Raw genomic sequence first — 17,842 nt, forward strand, 5'->3', positions numbered from 1 at the left:
CACCATGAAGCGACGCATCGCCGCTGTCGGAACAGTCCTCGCACTCGGCTGTGGGCCGGCCGTCACCGCCTGCGGCGGGGACACGAGCAGCACCGACGCCACCGCTTCGGGCGAGGTCGGGGTGGTGCTGCCGCTGCTGACCTCACCGTTCTGGGAGTCGTACGACTCCTACATCCCCGAGCAGGCCGCCGCCCAGGACGTCCGCCTGCTTCAGACGGTGAACTCCGACTCCGATCCGAGCAAACAGATCACCGACATCCAGAATCTGCTCGCCCAGGACGTGAAGGGCCTGGTCGTCTCGCCGCTGGACTCCGCGGCGATCGTCGCCGGGCTGAACGCGGCGCAGCGCAAGGACGTGCCGGTGGTCGCCGTCGATGTGGCGCCGGACAAGGGCAGGGTGGCGATGGTGGTCAGGGCCGACAACCGTGCCTACGGGGAGAAGGCCTGTCGGCACATCGGCGACGCGGTGAAGACGGGCAAGGTCGTACAGATCCAGGGCGATCTGGCGTCGGTCAACGGGCGGGACCGGTCGGAGGCGTTCAGCGCGTGCATGAAGAAGGACTACCCAGGCATCAGGGTGCTGGACGTTCCCGCCGCCTGGAAGGCGGAAAGGGCGGCGGCCGGTCTGGAGGCGCTGTACACCGCCAACCCCGATATCAAGGGCATCTACATGCAGGCCGGCGGTGTGTATCTGGCCCCCACGCTGAGCACGCTGCGGCGGCACGACGCGCTGGTGGCGGCCGGTAGTCCCGGGCACGTCGTGATCGTGTCCAACGACGGCATCCCGCAGGAGCTGGATGCGATCCGCAAGGGTCTGATCGATGCGACCGTCTCCCAGCCGGCCGACCAGTACGCCAAATACGGCATCTACTACATCAAGCGGGCGATGGAGGGCGAGACCTTCCGCCCGGGCCCGACCGACCACGACAGCACCATCGTCCGGCTGCCCAGCGGAATCCTGGAGGACCAGCTTCCGGCACCGCTGGTGACCGAGGACAACGTCGACGACGCGTCGCTGTGGGGCAACCAGATCGGCAAGAGCTCCTGACCCGGGAGAGCGTCTCCCCGGGCCCCCGGGAAGCGAGACCGCGATGAACCGGACGCCACCGACCGACCCCCGCGCCGATGACGCCGGTCGCCGCGCGGTGGCCGAGGCCCACGGGGTCCACAAGCGCTACGGGCCCACCGTGGCCCTGGACGACGTGGGGATCGCCGTACGGGCCGGTGAGTCGCACGCCCTGGTCGGCCGTAACGGGGCCGGCAAGTCGACCCTGGTGGCCGTCCTGACCGGACTGCAGCGGCCGGACCGTGGCGTCGTTGTGTTCGACGGCGAACCCGCGCCCGGCCCGGCGGACCGTGAGGCGTGGCAGCGGCGGGTCGCCTGCGTCTACCAGCAGTCGACGATCATCCCTGATCTCACGGTCGCCGAGAACCTGTACGTCAACCGGCAGCCCACGGGGCGAGGCCAGATGATCAGCTGGCGGCGGATGCGCGCGGCGGCCCGCGAGCTGTTGGACGAATGGGGTGTGGAGGTCGACGAGAACGTGCCGGCCGGCCGCCTCACCGTCGAGGACGCCAAGATGGTGGAGATCGCGAGGTCGATCTCGCGCGGAACCCGGTTCATCATTCTGGACGAGCCGACCGCCCAGCTGGACAGCCGGGCGATCGACCGCCTGTTCACCCATGTCCGGCGGTTGCAGCGGGCCGGGATCACCTTCCTCTACATCTCTCACCATCTGGAGGAGGTCTACGCCGTCTGCCAGGTCGTCACCGTCCTGCGGGACGCCCGCTGGATCACCACGGCGCCCGTGGGCGAGCTGGGCCGGACCGAACTAGTCGAGGCGATGACCGGAGGGCGGGGCGCGGGTGCGGTCCCCGGCTCCGGCGCGATCCGGCCGCGGTCGGCGGACGCGCCCGTGGCGGCACGGGTGCACGGGCTGAGCGGCACGCATTTCACTGACGTCAGCTTCGTCGTCCGGTCCGGCGAGACGGTGGGGCTGACCGGGCTCGCGGGCTCCGGAAGCCATCAGGTCGCCGAGGCGCTGGCCGGGCTGTACCGGCCCGACAGCGGGCGGATCGAGGTGCTCGGCCGTCCGACGCGGCCGGGCAGTGTTCCCTCGGCGCTCGCGGCGGGCGTGGGCTGTGTGCCGCGCGACCGGCACCATGAAGGGCTGGTACCGGAACTGTCGGTGGCCGAGAACGCCTCCCTGAGCATCATGGACCGGCTGGGGCGGCTCGGCGTGATCTCGCGCCCGGCCCGGGACGCCTTCGCCCGGCGGACGATCACCGGTCTCGACATCACGACGGACGGCCCCCACCAGCCGGTCAAGGACCTGTCGGGCGGTAACCAGCAGAAGGTCGTCATGGGCCGGGCGCTGGCCACCGACCCGGCGGTACTGGTGCTCATCAACCCGACGGCGGGTGTCGACGTGCAGTCCAAGCGGGCGCTGCTGTCGGTCGTCGACCGGGCCAGGGCCGCGGGACGCGCGGCGCTCGTCGTCTCGGACGAGCTGGCGGATCTGCGGAGCTGTGACCGCGTCCTGGTGATGTTCAACGGTTCTCTCGCCGCCGAGTACACCGTCGGCTGGACCGACGAAGAACTGGTGGCCTCGATCGAAGGGGTCGGCACCGGCCATGAGTGACACCGCGCCGAACGGCCCGACGAGCGGCGGCTCGATGCCGGGTGGTCCGATGCCGGGTGATGGGCCGGACAGAGCTGTCGGCCGTCCCGTCCGCGTGATCGCCCTGGGGCGGATCCGGGACCTGGCGCTGCTGCCCGCGGTGCTCCTGCTGCTGGTCATCGGGGCGGTCAGCAACGACAGCTTCCTTGAGCGGGACAACCTGCTGAACGTGCTCAGCGCCTCCTCGGCGCTCGGACTGCTGGTGCTCGCCGAGGCGATGATCCTGATCAGCGGCAAGATGGACCTCTCGCTGGAGTCGATCGCGGGGCTCGCCCCGGCCCTCGGCTTCATGGCCGTGATCCCGGCCGCCTCGGCGGGGTTCGGCAGCGAGCTGCCCGTCTGGTTCGGCCTGCTGATCATTCCGCTCACCGGGGCGCTGATCGGCGCCGTGAACGGTCTGCTGATCGTCAAGCTCCAGCTCAACGGATTCATCGTGACCCTGGCGATGAACATCGTGCTGCGCGGAGTCCTGGTCGGCATGGTGTCCGGCAAGACCTTGTTCGACGCCCCCACCGCGCTCCTGGCCCTCGGGTCCGACACCTGGCTCGGCGTCCCCGTCTCCGTGTGGGTGACCGGCGCCTGTTTCGCGGTCGCCGGGTGGGTGCTGCGCTACCACCGGCTGGGACGCGCGGTGTACGCGGTGGGCGGCAACGCCCCCGCGGCGCGGGCGGCGGGCATCCGGGTCGACCGGGTGGCCTGGGGAGTGCTGGTCATCGGCGGGACGTTGGCCGCGGTGGCCGGTCTGGTGATCGCCGGACGGGTCGGGGCGATCAACGCCAATCAGGGACAGGGCCTGATCTTCACCGTGTTCGCGGCCGCTGTCATCGGCGGCATCAGCTTGAACGGCGGCAAGGGCTCCCTGGCCGGGGCGCTGCTCGGGGTCCTGCTGCTGGGCATGCTGGAGAACCTGCTCACCCTGGCGCAGGTGTCGTCCTTCTGGATCCAGGCCATCTACGGCGCGATCATCCTGGTGGCGCTCATGATCGCCCGGCTCACCACCGGCGAGGGCCAGGAGTAGGGCGAGGCCCAGGCGCGGTCCGAGGGGGGAGCAGCGCCGGGCGATACCTCATAGAATGACTCATATGCCATCCGTCAGATGGGACGGCCGTCATTATGTTCCCCAAGGAGGCAACAACGGACGGAACGCACGGGCCGTTCGAGATGGCGAATGTGGCGGCCGCGGTGATCGACGCGAACGGCACGGTCATCGGCTGGACGGGGGCCGCCGAGCGGCTCCTGGGATACGGCGCGGCGGAGATCCTCGGCGGCTCCGCCGCCACTCTGCTGGCGCAGCCCGAGGACGCGTCACGGGCGGCCGAGGTCGCCGAGGAGTGCGGGACCCGGGAGAGCTGGGGCGGCCTGGTGGGCGCCCGGCACCGTGACGGCCACCGTCTTGAGGTCGGGCTGCGGGTGACCGCGATGTCCGACACCGACGACCGCAAAACCTGGCTCGTCTCGGCGATCGACGTGGCGAAGGCTCCGACCTGGGCGGTCAGCGGGGAGGTGCTGGAGGGCTTTCTCACCCGCTCACCGCTCGGCATGGCCGTGCTCGGCCCGGACCTGCGGTACGTGTGGATGAACGACACCCTGGAGCGCTACGGCGGTGTGCCGCGCGAAGAGCGGCTCGGGCGCCGGATGTCGGAATCGTTGCCGGGCCTGAACACCGAGGCACTCGAAGCACAGATGCGGCGGGTGCTGGAGACCGGCGTGCCGGTCGTCGACTACGAGTACCGGGGCTGGACCTGGGCGGATCCGCACCGGGAACACGCCTACTCCACCTCCTTCTTTCGGCTCGACGCCCCGGACGGCAGCCCGCTGGGCGTGTGCTACATGGGCATGGACGTCACCGACAGATGGCGGGCCCGGGAGCGCCTGGCCCTGCTCAGCGAGGCCAGCGCCTGTATCGGGGGCACGCTGAACGTGATGCGGACCGCCCAGGAGCTGGCCGACTTCTCGGTGCCGAGGCTTGCCGACTTCGTGACCGTCGATCTGCTGGAAGCGGTGCTGCACGGTGAGGAACCCAGTTCGCGGCCGTCCGACGGCACGTATCCGGCGCGGCGTGCCGGGCAGCAGTCGATCCACGAGGGCTGTCCGGAATCGGTGATCGCCATCGGCGACCCCATCGCCGCCCCCATGTCGTCGCCGTACATCCAGAGCATGGTCAACGGCACCTCGATGCTGGATCCGTGTCTGGACCCAGACACCACTCCGTGGGTCGCCGAGGACCCGGCCCGGGCCGCGAGTATCAGGGAGTTCGGGATGCCCTCGGCGATGTGGGTGCCGCTGTCCGCGCGCGGCACCGTGCTGGGAGTGGCCACCTTCATCCGTACGGAGCATCCGGATCCGTTCGAGGAGGACGATCTGCTGCTCGCCGAGGAGCTTGTCAGCCGGGCCGCGGTGTGGGTGGAGAACGCCCGCCGCTACACCCGTGAGCACGCCGCGGCGCTGGCGCTGCAGCGCAGTCTGCTCCCGCAGGGGCTGAACGGCGGGACCGCCATGGAGGTGGCCTCGCGCTATCTGCCGGCCGATGCCCGGGAAGGGGTGAGCGGCGACTGGTTCGATGTGATCCAGCTGTCCGGCGCCCGGGTCGCCCTGGTCGTCGGTGACGTGGTCGGGCACGGCCTCAACGCCGCGGCGACCATGGGCAGGCTGCGTACCGCCGTACAGACGCTCGCCGACATGGACCTGCCGCCCGATGAGCTGCTGGCCCACCTGGACGACCTGGTGATCCGCCTGACGGAGGAGAAGGGCGGCGACGACGAGCCCATCGCCACCGCGGTACTGGGCGCCACCTGCCTCTACGCCGTCTACGACCCGGTCACCCAGCTGTGCACCATGGCCCGGGCCGGACATCCGCCGCCCGCCGTGGTCACCCCCGCCGGCAAGGTCGTCTTCCCGAACCTTCCGGCGGGCCCTCCGCTGGGCCTCGGCTCGTTGCCCTTCGAGTCCGCCGAGATGTCCCTCCCCGACGGAAGCCTGATCGCCCTCTACACCGATGGCCTCATCGAGAGCAGTGACCAGGACATCGACGTCGGGCTGTCCCGCCTCAGCGATGTGCTCGCGCAGTCCGGCCTGCCGCCGGAGGAGCTGTGCTCGGCGGTCGTGAACAAACTGCTGACCGGCCCGCAGACCGACGACGTCGCTCTGCTCCTGGCCCGGCCGCATGCGCTGGGCGCCGACCGGGTCGCCTCGTGGGACCTGCCGACGGACCCGGCGTTCGTCTCGAGCGCCAGGGAGCTGGCCGTTCGCCAGCTCCTCGGATGGGGGCTGGAGGACCTGGTGATGACCACGGAACTGGTGGTCAGCGAGCTGGTCACCAACGCCATCCGGCACGGCACCGCACCCGTCAGGCTGCGCATGATCCGGCATGACAAGTTGATCTGCGAGGTGTCCGACGCCAGCAACACCTCGCCCCGGATGGGCCATGCGCGGACCACCGACGAGGGCGGCCGGGGGTTGTTCCTGGTCGCCCAGCTGACCCGCCGTTGGGGTACGCGCTACACCCGGGCCGGAAAGATCATCTGGGCCGAGCAGGACCTGCCGAGGCGGGTGGGCGGGCGACCGGGCGGGCGCTGACGGCCCGGGTGGCCCGGGTGCTTGAGAGCCCCTCGCGATCGAGCCCCACGCGTCATGCAGCTGCTCTGCACGGGCTGTCCGGGAAACCAAGGGGAACGCCGGGTGAATGGAAAACCGAGATGGGCTGAGAAAGGCTGACAAGTAAGGAGAAAGTCATAGAAGAGCTGAGAAGGGCCAAGTAGGGGTGAGGCGTCGACTGTCGTTCGACCTGCAGAAATGTCATGGAACAAGCAGGGGCGAGGAAGCCTGCCCAGGAACTCTTTCGGCTCGGCGTGCGTGGATGGCGATGATCCGGGAGCTTCACCAGGCCACGTCTCGCCGCGCTGCCCTTGCAGCCGAGGCCGTGGATCGCCGCGCGTTCCTGGCCCGGCAGGGCCGCACGGTGCTTCACGCGTGGGCGAACGTCATCCGGGACCTGGCCGCCGAGGCGACCATGTACGCACACGTTGCGGCCCCGTACAGGGCCCCGGCGCGCCATAGACTCATCACGAACGCTGCTGGTTGTGGGCCGGGCGCATCCCTTTCACGAGGAGATGGAGCCCCCATGGCCAACTGCTGCGGCTCGTCCCGCTGCACCTGCCGGGTCATCGCCGGCCCCGGCATCACCGTCGACGGCAACGGTTCGCCCGGCGCACCGTACGTCATCGGCGGTGGTGGCGGAGGCACGACCGTCGTCGAGGCCGGGACGGGAGTGACGGTGACCGGCACGGGCACGGCGGCTGACCCGTACGAGGTCAGTGCTGTGCCGCCCGAGACCGGATGCGGCCTGACCGGCGCCGGCTCGCCGCTCGCCGCCGTGGTCGCCGCCTGGCCGTACCCGTGCGACGCCGACACCAGCGCGGGCGGGGTCTACTGCGATAGCGCGGGCCAGCTTCGCTCCGAGCCTCGCGGGATGGTGACCATTCAGCAGGACCAGCAGACTCTCAATGTCGCTGACGTTGCTGTGCCTGTGCTGCAGGACACCGAGGTCGCCACCCACCAGCACACGGTGACCAACCCGGACGCGTGTCGGCCCGCATTCGTGATCACCGAGGTGGAGGCGGACGTGGGCGCTGTCACGTTGGTTGACCGGGTGGGATGATCTTCTGGTTGATCGTGCTGGAGGGGGCCGTTCGTGGGGGCCGTGTCGCTGTCGTACAAGGGGCACCGGTGCCCGGTCGAGGTGATCTCCCACTGCGTGTGGCTGTATCACCGCTTCCCGCTGTCGTTCCGCGAGGTCGAGGAGCTGATGCTCGAGCGGGGGATCGTAGTCTCCTACGAGACGGTGCGTCGCTGGTGCGCCAAGTTCGGGCAGCCCTACGCAGGCGCGCTGCGCCGCCGGCAGCCACGGCCCGGCGACACATGGCACCTGGACGAGGTCTTCATCAAGATCAATGGAGAACAGCAGTACCTGTGGCGGGCCGTCGACCAGGACGGCAACGTCCTGGTGCAGAAGCGCCGGGACAAGGACGCGGCCAGGCGCTTCTTGCGCCGCCTGCTGGAGAAGACGCGCATGGTGCCGCAGGTGGTCGTCACCGACAAGCTCCGCTCCTACGGCGCCGCCCACCGCGAGGTCATGCCCTGCGTCGAGCACCGCCAGTCGAAGTACCTGAACAACCGGGCCGAGAACAGCCACCAGCCCACCAGGCAGCGCGAACGGGCGATGAAGGGCTTCCGCTCAGTGGGCGGGACCCAGCGGTTCCTGTCTGCGTTCAGCGGTATCTCGCCCCACTTCCGACCCCGCCGACACCTGATGCCCGCACACGACTACCGCGCCGAAATGACCGTCCGCTTCGCAATCTGGGAGCAGATCACCGGCGTCACCAGCCTGCCCACCGCACCGTGAGCACACAGCGGGAACCGGGAACCACCCCACCACGACGCACCATCAGACAGCCACCCACCCACCAACGTGACAGCGCCTTCACCTGCTCATCGAACGGCGAAGCGGGAAGCGTCAGCATCTCAGCCAGTGACGAGCTGAAGATCTGGGTCACCTGCTAGTGACCTGAGTCGGACCGAGCTCGCCTTCCAGCAACTGCTCGCCGACCGGAGGGCGACGGCCACAGCGGAGCAGACGACGCGGGATGCCGGTCAGCCCGGCGTACGGCTGCGCTGCTACCTGGACCTGCGCCCAGCAGTTCACTGCGGCCGCCGTGGCCGACCCGGCCATGAAGCCGATCACGGCCCGGCCCTGACTCATGACAGGGCGCCGCCTTCGCCGAACAGCGGCACCTCCTGGACGTCGACGTCCGCGCGGATGCGGTGGCGGCGGGCCGGGTGCCGCCACCGGCCGACACTGTCGTGGGCGACATCGACGCCGACTTCCATCACGACATCCGGCTGCACCAGGACGGCATCGAGGGTGCGCTGCGCTCCCCAGCCTGCCGAGAACGTCCAGCCCGTCCATGGATGCGCGCCGCGCGGCGGGTCCAGATGGCCAGCACAGCGCGGTCGGGTCGGTTGCCCGCCGGGTCGTAGTGGCCCAGCAGCAGCGTGCGGGGCGCGGTGAGCGACCCGGTGAACCGCGCCGATCACGGCTTCGGTGGTGACCGTCATGTGGGGCGGCAGGCGGGGCGGTCGAAGGTCGGAAATTCTCTGTTAACGAGTTGGACCCGGTGTGTTGACCGGTCGGCAGTCTCGGTGCTTCACTTCCGGAACCGGTACCGAAACCGGTTCCGGGATCGCTTCCGGTATCGGTTCCGCGAGTCTCTGTACGATCGGCCCTTCGGTGCGGGAGTCCATCCCGGCCGCTGATGGGAGGGAGAGGAGGTGGCATGGGAATCACCATCGCTGACGTCGCCGCGCGGGCCGGGGTGAGCAAGACGACGGTCTCGCGGGTGCTGAACGGCAAGGGCGAGATCCACGAGAGCACCGTCGTGAAGGTGCGCGAGGCGATCTCGGAGCTCGGCTATGTGCCAAGTGCCGGGGCTGTGGGGCTCGCTCGCGGCACGACACAGATGATTGGCATGCTGGTCCCTGATCTGGCCTGGGTCTGGTCCGGCATCGTGCAGGCGGTCGTCGACACGCTGGAGAGCGAGGGCTTCGGACTGCGCATGCTGACCTGGAACCGCGGTGAGGAGTCTCTGCGCAGGCTGGGCCTGCAGGTCGCTGCGAAGTCGTTCGACGGTCTGCTGGTGCTCGAGCCCGAGGGGGCCCTGGGATACATCACGGAACTGCACGAATCGGGGCTGCCGGTGGTGCTGATCGACGACCGCTTCCAGCGGCCGGGATTCCCCTACGTGGCCACCACCAACCGGGAGGGCGGCGAACAGGCCGCGCGGCACCTGCTGGAGATCGGGCGCCGTCGTCCTTTGGTGGTGACCGGTCCCGAGGCGTACGGCTGCACCCGGGAACGGCTGGGCGGCTTCGTGGATGTCTATGCTCAGGCCGGGATCGAGCTCGACCAGCGCCGCATCATCTGCGGTGACTTCCAGTTCGAAGACAGCCGGAGCGCGGTCGCGCAGGCTCTCGCGGACGGCGTGGAGTTCGACGCGGTCTTCGGGCACAACGACCCCTCGGCGGCCGGCGTGCTCGCCGCATTGCACGGCGCCGGCCTTGAGATTCCGCGGGATGTCGCCGTGGTGGGCTTCGATGACGTCGAGCTGGCGTCATACACCTATCCGGCACTGACCACCATCCGCCAGCCGATGCGGGAGATGGGTGAGGCGGCGGCGCGTCTGCTCCTGGACCATGTGCGCAGATCGCCGGAAGCCGCCCCCTCGCGCACCATTCCGACCAGCCTCGTGATCCGTGGATCGACATGTAAGCCGACCTTAAACTGACGCGACGTCATCGCGAGGCCCCCGTTTCCGCGAGCCCCAAGGGCTCAGTCCCGCCCTCCGGGCCGGGCGGGGCCCTCGGCCGCACCAGGTGGACGTGCGAGTCGTCACCGTTCCTGAACCGTCCGTCTCCGCCGTCCTTTCCGGCCCCGTAGGCGGGGACGGACTCCAGCCGGCCGTGGGACTGACCGACACCGGCCCTCGGGCGGGCCGGTGAGTCGTCCAGGTCCACCTGAAGCCGCTGCGCACAACCCGACCGGCCTGTCCGCCTGCCGGCTTCAGCGCCATCCACGCGGAACGAGGATCACGCGTCACCGCCGAGGGTGCACGTGCCCGTCCGCGCTTTCCCTGTCCCGGTAACCGCACGGTGGCGCCTGGCGCACCCTGCCCGGCCGCTACCGGCTCCGCGTCGGACACTCCAGCCGTGACCTGTGGCCGACCGTGGCCGTCGCCGCCGGCCACCGAAGGTCTCCGACCTGTGGCCTGACCCTGCCGGTCACCCCACAGCTCTTTCCCCCGCCACCCCCGAGTCCTGTACCGCTCAACGGCAAAAGGAGCCGCACGATGCGTACCACCACCCGTCACACCGCCAGAACCCTGCAAGTCCTCTGCGTCACCGTCACGGCAGCCCTGCTGGCCACCGGCTGCGGCCGGGATGAGGACTCCGGTCCCGGCAACGACGCTCCCGCCGAGATCGGCAGCGGCAAGGCCAAGGGCAAGGTCGTCATGTGGTCGATGGGCGACCAGGCCGACACCGTGCTGGAAGACCTGGCTAAGAAGTTCGAGCAGGAGAACCCGGACGCCGACGTCAAGATCACCGCAGTTCCGTGGGGCTCCGCCCACGAGAAGCTGACCACCGCGATCGCCGGCGGCAACACACCGGACATGTCCGTGATCGGCTCCACGTGGATGGCCGAACTGGCCGCCATGAAGGGCTTCCAGGCCACCCCGGCCTCGTTCAAGGCGTCCTCGTTCTACCCGGGCCAGTGGGACACCACCAAGTACAAGGACACCCCCTACGGAGTGCCGTTCGTCGCGGACACCCAGGTGGTCTACTACCGCACCGACCTCACTGCGAAGGCCGGCATCGAGGGAGCCCTGGCCGGGGACTGGGACGGTTACCTAAGGGACCTCAAGGCCATCCAGGACTCCGCCGGCAAGCAGAACCCCGATCTGAACCATGCCTCCAGCCTGGCGATGGGCTTCAACTCCTGGATTTTCTGGCTGCCGCTGGTCTGGCAGCAGGGCGGTGACATATACGACGCCGAGACCGGGAAGTTCACCTTCGACTCACCCGCGGTCGGCAAGGCGCTGAAGTACTACGCGAGCACCCCCAAGCAGGGCCTGGCGCCGACCGACAAGACGGACAGCATGCAGGCTTTCCAGGAAGGACGAATTGCCGTCTACCAGGACGGCCCGTGGGTCGGCGGCAACCTCCGTAAGGACGCCCCGGCACTGGACGGCAAGTGGAAGACCATGCCGATGCCGTCCGGCGGGCAGCCCGCCGCGTTCGCAGGCGGCAGCGACCTGGCGGTGTTCAAGGACGCCGACAACCCCGACGCGGCATGGAAGTTCGTCGAGTTCCTGACCGAGTCCGCCAACCTCGCCGCCTACGCGAAGGGCTCGGGCGCCCTTCCCGCCTCCCCCGAGGCGTGGGACGAGGCGAAGCTCAGCAACGACGAGACGATGCAGGCGTTCGCCAAGCAACTCGAGGTCAGCAAGGCGCCGCCCGCCATCACGACCTGGCAGCAGATCGCCACCGCCATCGAGTCGGAGCTGGAAAAGCTCGTCCTGGGCAAGGCAACCGTCGCCGAGGTGCAGAAGACGCTGCAGTCCAAGGCCACCAGCATCGGCACGGGCCGCTGAACGCCGCCGCGTAAGCACCCCTCGGACGGACGGATGACCTCCATGTCCACGAACACTGTCGCGGGGCAGGGCGGCACGCGCGCCCAGCGGCCCCCGAACCCCAAGCGCCCGTCGAAACGCCGCGCCTCCTCGCTCAGGCAGACGACGCGAGGCCGGCAGACCCGCGCCGCCTGGATTCTGACCGCGCCCTTCCTCGCCCTGTTCGCGTCCTTCATGCTGCTGCCGTTGGTCTGGTCGCTGCTGATGAGCCTGACCGACACCAAGAGCGCCGACGTGCGCACCCCGCTGAACGTGTCGTTCACCGGATTCGACAACTACACGCGCCTGTTCCAGGACGAGCAGTTCCTCACGGCCCTGCGCAACACCGCGGTGTTCACCCTGGTGGGTCTGCCGCTGACGCTGGCCGCCGGGCTCGCCGCGGCGGTCCTCCTCGACCGCGGCATCCGCCGCTTCCGGGCGGTCTTCCGGGTGGGCTTCTACCTCCCGGTGATCACCAGCATCGTGGCCATCGCCGTGGTGTGGAAGACACTCCTGGAACCCCGCGTGGGACTGGTGAACACCGCTCTGGGCTGGTTCGGGATCGACGGGCCCGCATGGCTGGCGGACACCCGCTTCGCCCTGCCCGTCATGATCGTGATGGCTGTGTGGCGGAACCTCGGCACGGTCATGATCATCATGCTGGCCGGTCTGCAGTCCGTGCCCCACTCCCTAATGGAGGCGGCCGAGTTGGACGGGGCCGGGCCCTGGCAGCGGTTCTGGCGGGTCACCTTCCCGCTCCTGCGTCCCGCGCTGCTGCTGACCGCCGTGACCACGGGCATCGGCTATCTGCAGTTCTTCGACGAGCCGTTCGTGATGACCCAGGGCGGGCCGCTGGACTCGACGCTGTCAGCCACGATGTACACGTATCAGCAGTTCGGCAACGGCAACTACGACGTCGCCGCGGCCGCCGGCTATGTCGTCTTCGTCCTCATCGTGGCCCTGACCGTGCTGCAGTTCCGGATGCTGCGAGACAAGGACTGATGCCGATGAGCACGCTCTCCAGCCCCGCGACGGAACACTCGGGCACGGACCGGGCCCTGCGGCGCCGCCGCGTCCGGCAGACTTGGGGCCATCCGTGGCTGTATCTGCCGCTCACCGGCGTCCTGCTGCTGATGATCGCGCCGTTCTTGTGGATGCTGTCCGGCTCTTTCAAGCCCGAGGCCGATATCCGCAAGGTGCCCCCTGTCCTGATCCCCAGCCAGCCCACCACCGTCAACTACAGCGAACTGTTCAGCAGCCTCGACTTCACCGGCATGTTCGCCAACTCCGTGATCGTGGCCGTAGCCGTCACCGCCGGGAACCTCATCTTCTGCTCGATGCTGGGGTACGCCCTGGCCAAGCTGGACTTCCGCGGCCGACGCGGCGTCTTCGCCCTGGTCATGGCCACTCTCATGGTGCCGGGCCTGGTCACTTTCGTACCGCTGTACGTCGTGGTGGCCAATCTGGGACTGACCGGCTCCTTGCTCGGGCTGATCCTCCCGTTCATGGTCACACCGCTCGGGGTGTTCCTGATGCGGCAGTTCATCTCCACCCTGCCCGACGAACTCATCGACGCCGCCCGCGTCGACGGCTGCCGCGAACTAGCCATCTTCTGGAAGATCATCCTGCCACTGACCCGGCCGGCCCTCGCCACGCTGGGGATCATCACCTTCCTCGGCTCCTGGAACAACTTCCTCTGGCCGCTCGTCGTGGCCCAGAACGAGGACCAGTACACGCTCCCGGTCGGCCTCGCCCTGGTCAGCACCGGATCGGACTTCACCCGCTTCGGCATCCTCCTCGCCGGCAGCGTCGTCGTCCTGCTCCCGGTGATGATCGTCTTCCTCCTCTTCCAGCGCCACTTCGTGGCCGGCATCGCCACCACCGGCCTGAAGTGACACCCCGGCCCCCACACCACCGCCCGCCGCACCGCTCCAGCCCGGGGCCGAGGGCGGGCGAGCCCCGCCGCGCCAGGCGGCGGCGAGGGCACCCCGCCGTCGGCGATCAAACTCTCTGATCTGTGACGACTCATTACTTGGAGACCATCAATGGGACAGCCGGTCCGCTCTGCCGCCTACCTGGATCCGGACGCGTCCGTGGAAGCAAGGACCGAGGACTTGCTGTCACGGATGACCCTGCCGGAGAAGGTCGGGCAGTTGCTGATGCTCGACGCGCAACACGGGGACCTGGCGGACATCGTGTCGGCCAAGCTGGCCGGATCGGTCCTGCACGTGTCTCCCGCGCTGATGCCGGAGGCTATGGAACTGGCCCTGCGGACACGGCTCGGCATTCCGTTGCTGACAGCCGACGACGGCATCCACGGCCACTCGTTCTGGCCGGGCGCGACCATCTTCCCGACCCAGCTGGCCATGGCCTGCTCCTGGGATCCCTCCTTGCTCCACCGGGTGGCCCGTGCGGCCGCGACCGAGATCGCGACGACCGGAATCCACGGGACGTTCTCCCCGGTGCTGTGCATCACCCGGGACCTGCGCTGGGGCCGGATCAACGAGACGTTCGGCGAGGACCCGTTCCTGATCGGTGAACTCGGGGCGGCGATGGTGCACGGCTATCAAGGTGAGGGCCTCAGCGACCCGACAGCCGTGCTGGCGTACGCCAAGCACTTCGCGGGCTACTCCGAAACCATGGGCGGGCGCGACGCGAGCGAAGCCGATCTCAGCCCGCGCAAGCTGCGCTCGTGGTTCCTGCCCCCGTTCGAGCGGGCTGTTGGGGCCGGCTGCCGCGGCTTCATGCTCGGCTACCAGTCGATCGACGGGGTGCCCATCACCGCGCATCAGTGGCTGATCAACGACGTGCTCAAGGGCGAGTGGGGCTTCACCGGAACGCTGGTGACCGACTGGGACAACGTCGGCCGGATGGTCTACGACCAGCGGACCTGCGCCGACTACGTCGAGGCGGCGGCGGTCGCCGTCACCTCCGGGAACGACCTCATCATGGCCACGCCGCAGTTCTTCGAGGGCGCGCAGGAGGCGGTCGCCCGCGGCCTGATCGAGGAGAAACAGATCGATGACGCGGTACGGCGGGTTCTGCGGCTGAAGTTCGAGCTCGGACTCTTCGAGGACCCGCGTATTCCCGACCCCGACCGGCAGGCGCAGGTGATCGGCCGTCGCGCCCACGCCGACCTCAACCTCGAGACCGCCCGTCGTTCCCTGGTGTTGCTGCGCAACGCCGGGGTCCTGCCCCTCGAAGGCGGGCTGACCCCGGATGGAACCGGCCGCGCAGCGAGCCGAGGCAAACAGCGGACGATCGCGGTCATCGGTCCCAACGCCGACAGCCCGGAAGCCATGCTCGGCGACTGGGCGGGGGCCTCCGGACAGGTCCCGTGGATGCCCGAAGGCCACCCCCGCGAGTCGGTGGAGACGGTGCTCGACGGCCTTCGTGCCGTCGCCCCGGCCGACTGGACCATCACGCACGCCCGCGGTGCCGACATCGCGAGCCCTCACCAGGACCCCGAGTGGTCCGTTGGGCCCGACGGCCAACCACAGCCGCCCGTTTTCACCCCCGCCCCGGTCAACCAGGCACAACTCCGGGAGGCCACCGCCGCGGCAGAGGCCGCCGACTACGCCGTGGTGGTCGTCGGGGACACCATCGACCTCACCGGCGAGGTGCGCTCCACGGCCACGCTCGACCTCCAAGGAGGCCAGATCGCACTGCTGGACGCGGTCGCCGCCACCGGCACACCCGTGATCGTCGTACTGATCCAGTCCAAGCCGAGCACCCTCCCAGAGTCGGCACTGAACGCGGCGGCACTCGTCGAGGCGTTCAACCCGGGCATGCGCGGTGGCCGCGCCCTCGCCGAACTCCTCCTCGGACTCACCGAACCCAGCGGCCGTCTCCCGGTCTCCTTCGCACGTCACGTCGGACAGCAACCGGTCTTCTACAACCAGGTGCGAGGCCAGCACGGCAACCGCTACGCGGATCTCACCCAGGACCCCCTGTTCGCGTTCGGTGAGGGCCTCACCTACACCACCGTCACCTACTCCGACCTCGTCGTGCACGACGACGACGTCCCTGCCGACGGCACCGTCAGTGCCACGGTACGACTCACCAACAGCGGCGCCCGTCCGGCCCTGGAAACGGTCCAGGCATACATCAGCGACCTGACCACCAGTGTCACCTGGGCCGAGCAGGAGCTGAAAGCGTTCACCCAGGTCGAAATCCCTCCCGGCGCAAGCCTGGACGCCCGCCTCAGCGTCCCTGCCTCGCAGTGCTCACTCGTCACGGCCGACAACCGCCGGGTGGTCGAACCAGGTGAGTTCGCACTCCGTGTCGGCCCCAGCTCACGGCGGGAGCAGCAGCTGAGCGCAGGATTCCGCATCCGGACCTGATAGCCGTCTACGGCTTGAAGACCCCCGCCCCGCCAACCAGAGGGCCGGCGGGGCTGGGCCCCTCCGACATACCGAAAGGCACGCGTGTGTCCACCCCACCCCGCGATCCGCACTACCCCGTGGCGCACCTGCGCCCGCCCCGCAACTGGATCAACGACCCCAACGGGCTGGTCTTCCACGACGGTCACTACCACGTCTTCTACCAGTACAACCCGTACGGAGCGACCCACGCGAACATGCACTGGGGCCACTTTCGCAGCCCCGACCTGCTGACCTGGGAGCCGCTGCCGATCGCCCTGTCCCCGACCCCCGGCGGCGTGGACGCCGACGGCTGCTTCTCCGGCAACGCCGTCTCCGACGGCGACCGTCTCGTCGCTTTCTACTCCGCGCACCGCGAGGACCGCTCGCCCCAGCACCAGCCGGTCACCTGCGCCATCTCCCACGACGACGGCAGAAGCTTCAGCCCGCGGGGCGAACTGCTCATCCCGCAGCTGCCCGAGGGCTGCACCATGTACCGCGACCCGTACGTCTGGCGGCACGGCGACAACTGGCGGATGCTGGTCGGCGCTGCCCTCGCGGACGGCCGCGCCGCCGCCCTGCTGTACGACTCGCCCGACCTGGAGAACTGGACCTACCGCAGGCCGTTCGCGGCCCGCGAGCAGGAGCCCGTCGGTGGCGCCGGCCTGCACACCGGCGAGGGCTGGGAATGCTCCCAGTACCTCCCTGCGGTCTCGGGGCCCGGCGCCCTCATCTTCAGCGCGTGGAACCTCGACGACGGCCCGCAGTGCGTCGCAGCCCTCATTGGCGAGCAAAACGGCGATGTCTTCGAAGCTAGCCCACCCGTCCTCGTCGACCACGGCCCCGACTGCTACGCACCCGCGCTGCTGCACGCACCGGGCAACCGGTGGCTGCTCTGGGGCTGGGCGTGGGAAGCCCGCGACGAAGCCTGGACCGTCGCGGACGGATGGGCCGGCGTCCTCACCCTGCCCCGCGAGATCCACGTCGACGACGGCACGCTGCGCCAACAGCCCGCCACCGAACTGCTCGCCCTGCGCGGCGAGCACAGCATCCATGCCGCAGGCCAGACACACGGCCCGCAACCGGTGGACCTCGGCAGTGTGGGCCGCACCTTCGACCTGACGGCCCGCCTGGAGCCCACCGGAGAGGCCGGTTTGCGTCTGCTCACCACCCCGGACGGCTCCGAGTACCTCGACATCCGCCTCGACGCCGGTGCGGGCGAACTGGTCGTCGACCGTGACCACGCCTCACTGGACCCCCGGGCCCGCGGCGGCTCCTACCGGATGCCCTGCCCAACCACCCAGCCCGTCGACCTACGCGTGGTCGTCGACCACTCCATCGCCGAAATCTTCCTGACCACCACCGGCCAGGTCCTCACCCTGCGCTTCTACCCGACAGGGCAGGGCCCGTGGCGGCTTCAGGCCAACAGCATGCCGGGGACGCGCCTCGGCTACGCGATCGACGCGTGGGAGCTGAACCCGCTCGTAGTCAAGGAGCCGAGCACCGGTGACGCAGAGCCAGCGCCAACGTCGCCGTAGGGCTGGCTCTGACCCGATACTCCCGCTTTGCCGACGGCGCC

13 protein-coding genes are annotated in these 17,842 nt (G+C 69.5%); 12 read left to right on the forward strand and 1 reads right to left on the reverse strand.

All coding sequences use genetic code 11. The annotated features are described in order from the left end of the window. Window positions 1-4: 4 nt before the first annotated feature. The 6 genes from STRBO_RS0123915 to STRBO_RS0123940 all read left to right on the forward strand — a co-directional run bounded on the left by STRBO_RS0123915 (window position 5) and on the right by STRBO_RS0123940 (window position 8,082). The gene (locus tag STRBO_RS0123915) at window positions 5-1,048 is read left to right on the forward strand and encodes a sugar ABC transporter substrate-binding protein (RefSeq protein ID WP_020114902.1); all 1,044 of its coding nucleotides are present in this window, start codon (window positions 5-7) and stop codon (window positions 1,046-1,048) included. 43 nt (window positions 1,049-1,091) lie between these two features. Then, entirely contained in the window at window positions 1,092-2,642 is a 1,551-nt protein-coding gene (locus STRBO_RS0123920) for a sugar ABC transporter ATP-binding protein (protein WP_005476648.1), read from the forward strand. A 49-nt stretch (window positions 2,643-2,691) separates the two neighbouring features. Further along, window positions 2,692-3,699 carry an ABC transporter permease gene (locus tag STRBO_RS0123925; RefSeq protein WP_202499230.1) on the forward strand — a complete coding sequence of 336 codons (1,008 nt, stop codon included), beginning with the start codon at window positions 2,692-2,694 and terminating at the stop codon, window positions 3,697-3,699. A gap of 95 nt (window positions 3,700-3,794) precedes the next feature. Further along, the gene (locus STRBO_RS0123930; RefSeq protein WP_005476651.1) at window positions 3,795-6,257 is read left to right on the forward strand and encodes a SpoIIE family protein phosphatase; all 2,463 of its coding nucleotides are present in this window, start codon (window positions 3,795-3,797) and stop codon (window positions 6,255-6,257) included. 544 nt (window positions 6,258-6,801) lie between these two features. Beyond that, on the forward strand, window positions 6,802-7,338 hold the full coding sequence (locus tag STRBO_RS40445; RefSeq protein ID WP_020114904.1) for a hypothetical protein: 537 nt from the start codon (window positions 6,802-6,804) through the stop codon (window positions 7,336-7,338). A gap of 33 nt (window positions 7,339-7,371) precedes the next feature. Next, a complete protein-coding gene (locus STRBO_RS0123940; RefSeq protein ID WP_005476653.1) occupies window positions 7,372-8,082 on the forward strand; it encodes an IS6 family transposase in 711 nt (236 codons plus the stop codon). A 353-nt stretch (window positions 8,083-8,435) separates the two neighbouring features. On the opposite strand, the gene STRBO_RS40940 is transcribed toward STRBO_RS0123940, so the two are convergent. Continuing rightward, window positions 8,436-8,795, reverse strand: coding sequence for a hypothetical protein (locus tag STRBO_RS40940; protein WP_005476655.1), 360 nt, complete (start codon window positions 8,793-8,795; stop codon window positions 8,436-8,438). 218 nt (window positions 8,796-9,013) lie between these two features. Here STRBO_RS40940 and STRBO_RS0123955 point away from each other — a divergent pair, with 218 nt between their 5' ends. From STRBO_RS0123955 to STRBO_RS0123980, 6 genes are all read left to right on the forward strand, one after another. Next, window positions 9,014-10,021: a LacI family DNA-binding transcriptional regulator gene (locus tag STRBO_RS0123955; RefSeq protein WP_020114906.1), complete on the forward strand. Its 1,008-nt coding sequence runs from the start codon at window positions 9,014-9,016 to the stop codon at window positions 10,019-10,021. A gap of 561 nt (window positions 10,022-10,582) precedes the next feature. Next, a complete protein-coding gene (locus tag STRBO_RS0123960) occupies window positions 10,583-11,884 on the forward strand; it encodes an extracellular solute-binding protein (RefSeq protein WP_020114907.1) in 1,302 nt (433 codons plus the stop codon). A 33-nt stretch (window positions 11,885-11,917) separates the two neighbouring features. Then, window positions 11,918-12,904: a carbohydrate ABC transporter permease gene (locus tag STRBO_RS0123965; protein ID WP_005476659.1), complete on the forward strand. Its 987-nt coding sequence runs from the start codon at window positions 11,918-11,920 to the stop codon at window positions 12,902-12,904. Further along, the gene (locus STRBO_RS0123970; protein WP_005476660.1) at window positions 12,904-13,797 is read left to right on the forward strand and encodes a carbohydrate ABC transporter permease; all 894 of its coding nucleotides are present in this window, start codon (window positions 12,904-12,906) and stop codon (window positions 13,795-13,797) included. The genes STRBO_RS0123965 and STRBO_RS0123970 overlap by 1 nt, the downstream gene beginning before the upstream one ends. 150 nt (window positions 13,798-13,947) lie before the next feature. Then, window positions 13,948-16,245, forward strand: coding sequence for a glycoside hydrolase family 3 N-terminal domain-containing protein (locus tag STRBO_RS0123975; RefSeq protein WP_005476661.1), 2,298 nt, complete (start codon window positions 13,948-13,950; stop codon window positions 16,243-16,245). Window positions 16,246-16,331: 86 nt separating this feature from the next. Next, window positions 16,332-17,801 carry a glycoside hydrolase family 32 protein gene (locus tag STRBO_RS0123980; RefSeq protein ID WP_020114909.1) on the forward strand — a complete coding sequence of 490 codons (1,470 nt, stop codon included), beginning with the start codon at window positions 16,332-16,334 and terminating at the stop codon, window positions 17,799-17,801. Window positions 17,802-17,842: the final 41 nt, after the last annotated feature.

The sequence above is a fragment of the Streptomyces bottropensis ATCC 25435 genome (assembly GCF_000383595.1).
GTDB classification, from domain to species: Bacteria; Actinomycetota; Actinomycetes; order Streptomycetales; family Streptomycetaceae; genus Streptomyces; species Streptomyces bottropensis.

What these genes read in the sequence shown, in the direction of transcription:
- STRBO_RS0123970 (WP_005476660.1), top strand. Translation starts at nt 12,904, where the DNA reads ATGCCGATGAGCACGCTCTCCAGCCCCGCGACGGAACACTCGGGCACG.
- STRBO_RS0123975 (WP_005476661.1), top strand. Translation starts at nt 13,948, where the DNA reads ATGGGACAGCCGGTCCGCTCTGCCGCCTACCTGGATCCGGACGCGTCC.
- STRBO_RS0123955 (WP_020114906.1), top strand. Translation starts at nt 9,014, where the DNA reads ATGGGAATCACCATCGCTGACGTCGCCGCGCGGGCCGGGGTGAGCAAG.
- STRBO_RS40940 (WP_005476655.1), bottom strand. Translation starts at nt 8,795, where the DNA reads ATGACGGTCACCACCGAAGCCGTGATCGGCGCGGTTCACCGGGTCGCT.
- STRBO_RS0123925 (WP_202499230.1), top strand. Translation starts at nt 2,692, where the DNA reads ATGCCGGGTGATGGGCCGGACAGAGCTGTCGGCCGTCCCGTCCGCGTG.
- STRBO_RS0123965 (WP_005476659.1), top strand. Translation starts at nt 11,918, where the DNA reads ATGACCTCCATGTCCACGAACACTGTCGCGGGGCAGGGCGGCACGCGC.
- STRBO_RS40445 (WP_020114904.1), top strand. Translation starts at nt 6,802, where the DNA reads ATGGCCAACTGCTGCGGCTCGTCCCGCTGCACCTGCCGGGTCATCGCC.
- STRBO_RS0123920 (WP_005476648.1), top strand. Translation starts at nt 1,092, where the DNA reads ATGAACCGGACGCCACCGACCGACCCCCGCGCCGATGACGCCGGTCGC.
- STRBO_RS0123930 (WP_005476651.1), top strand. Translation starts at nt 3,795, where the DNA reads ATGTTCCCCAAGGAGGCAACAACGGACGGAACGCACGGGCCGTTCGAG.
- STRBO_RS0123960 (WP_020114907.1), top strand. Translation starts at nt 10,583, where the DNA reads ATGCGTACCACCACCCGTCACACCGCCAGAACCCTGCAAGTCCTCTGC.
- STRBO_RS0123915 (WP_020114902.1), top strand. Translation starts at nt 5, where the DNA reads ATGAAGCGACGCATCGCCGCTGTCGGAACAGTCCTCGCACTCGGCTGT.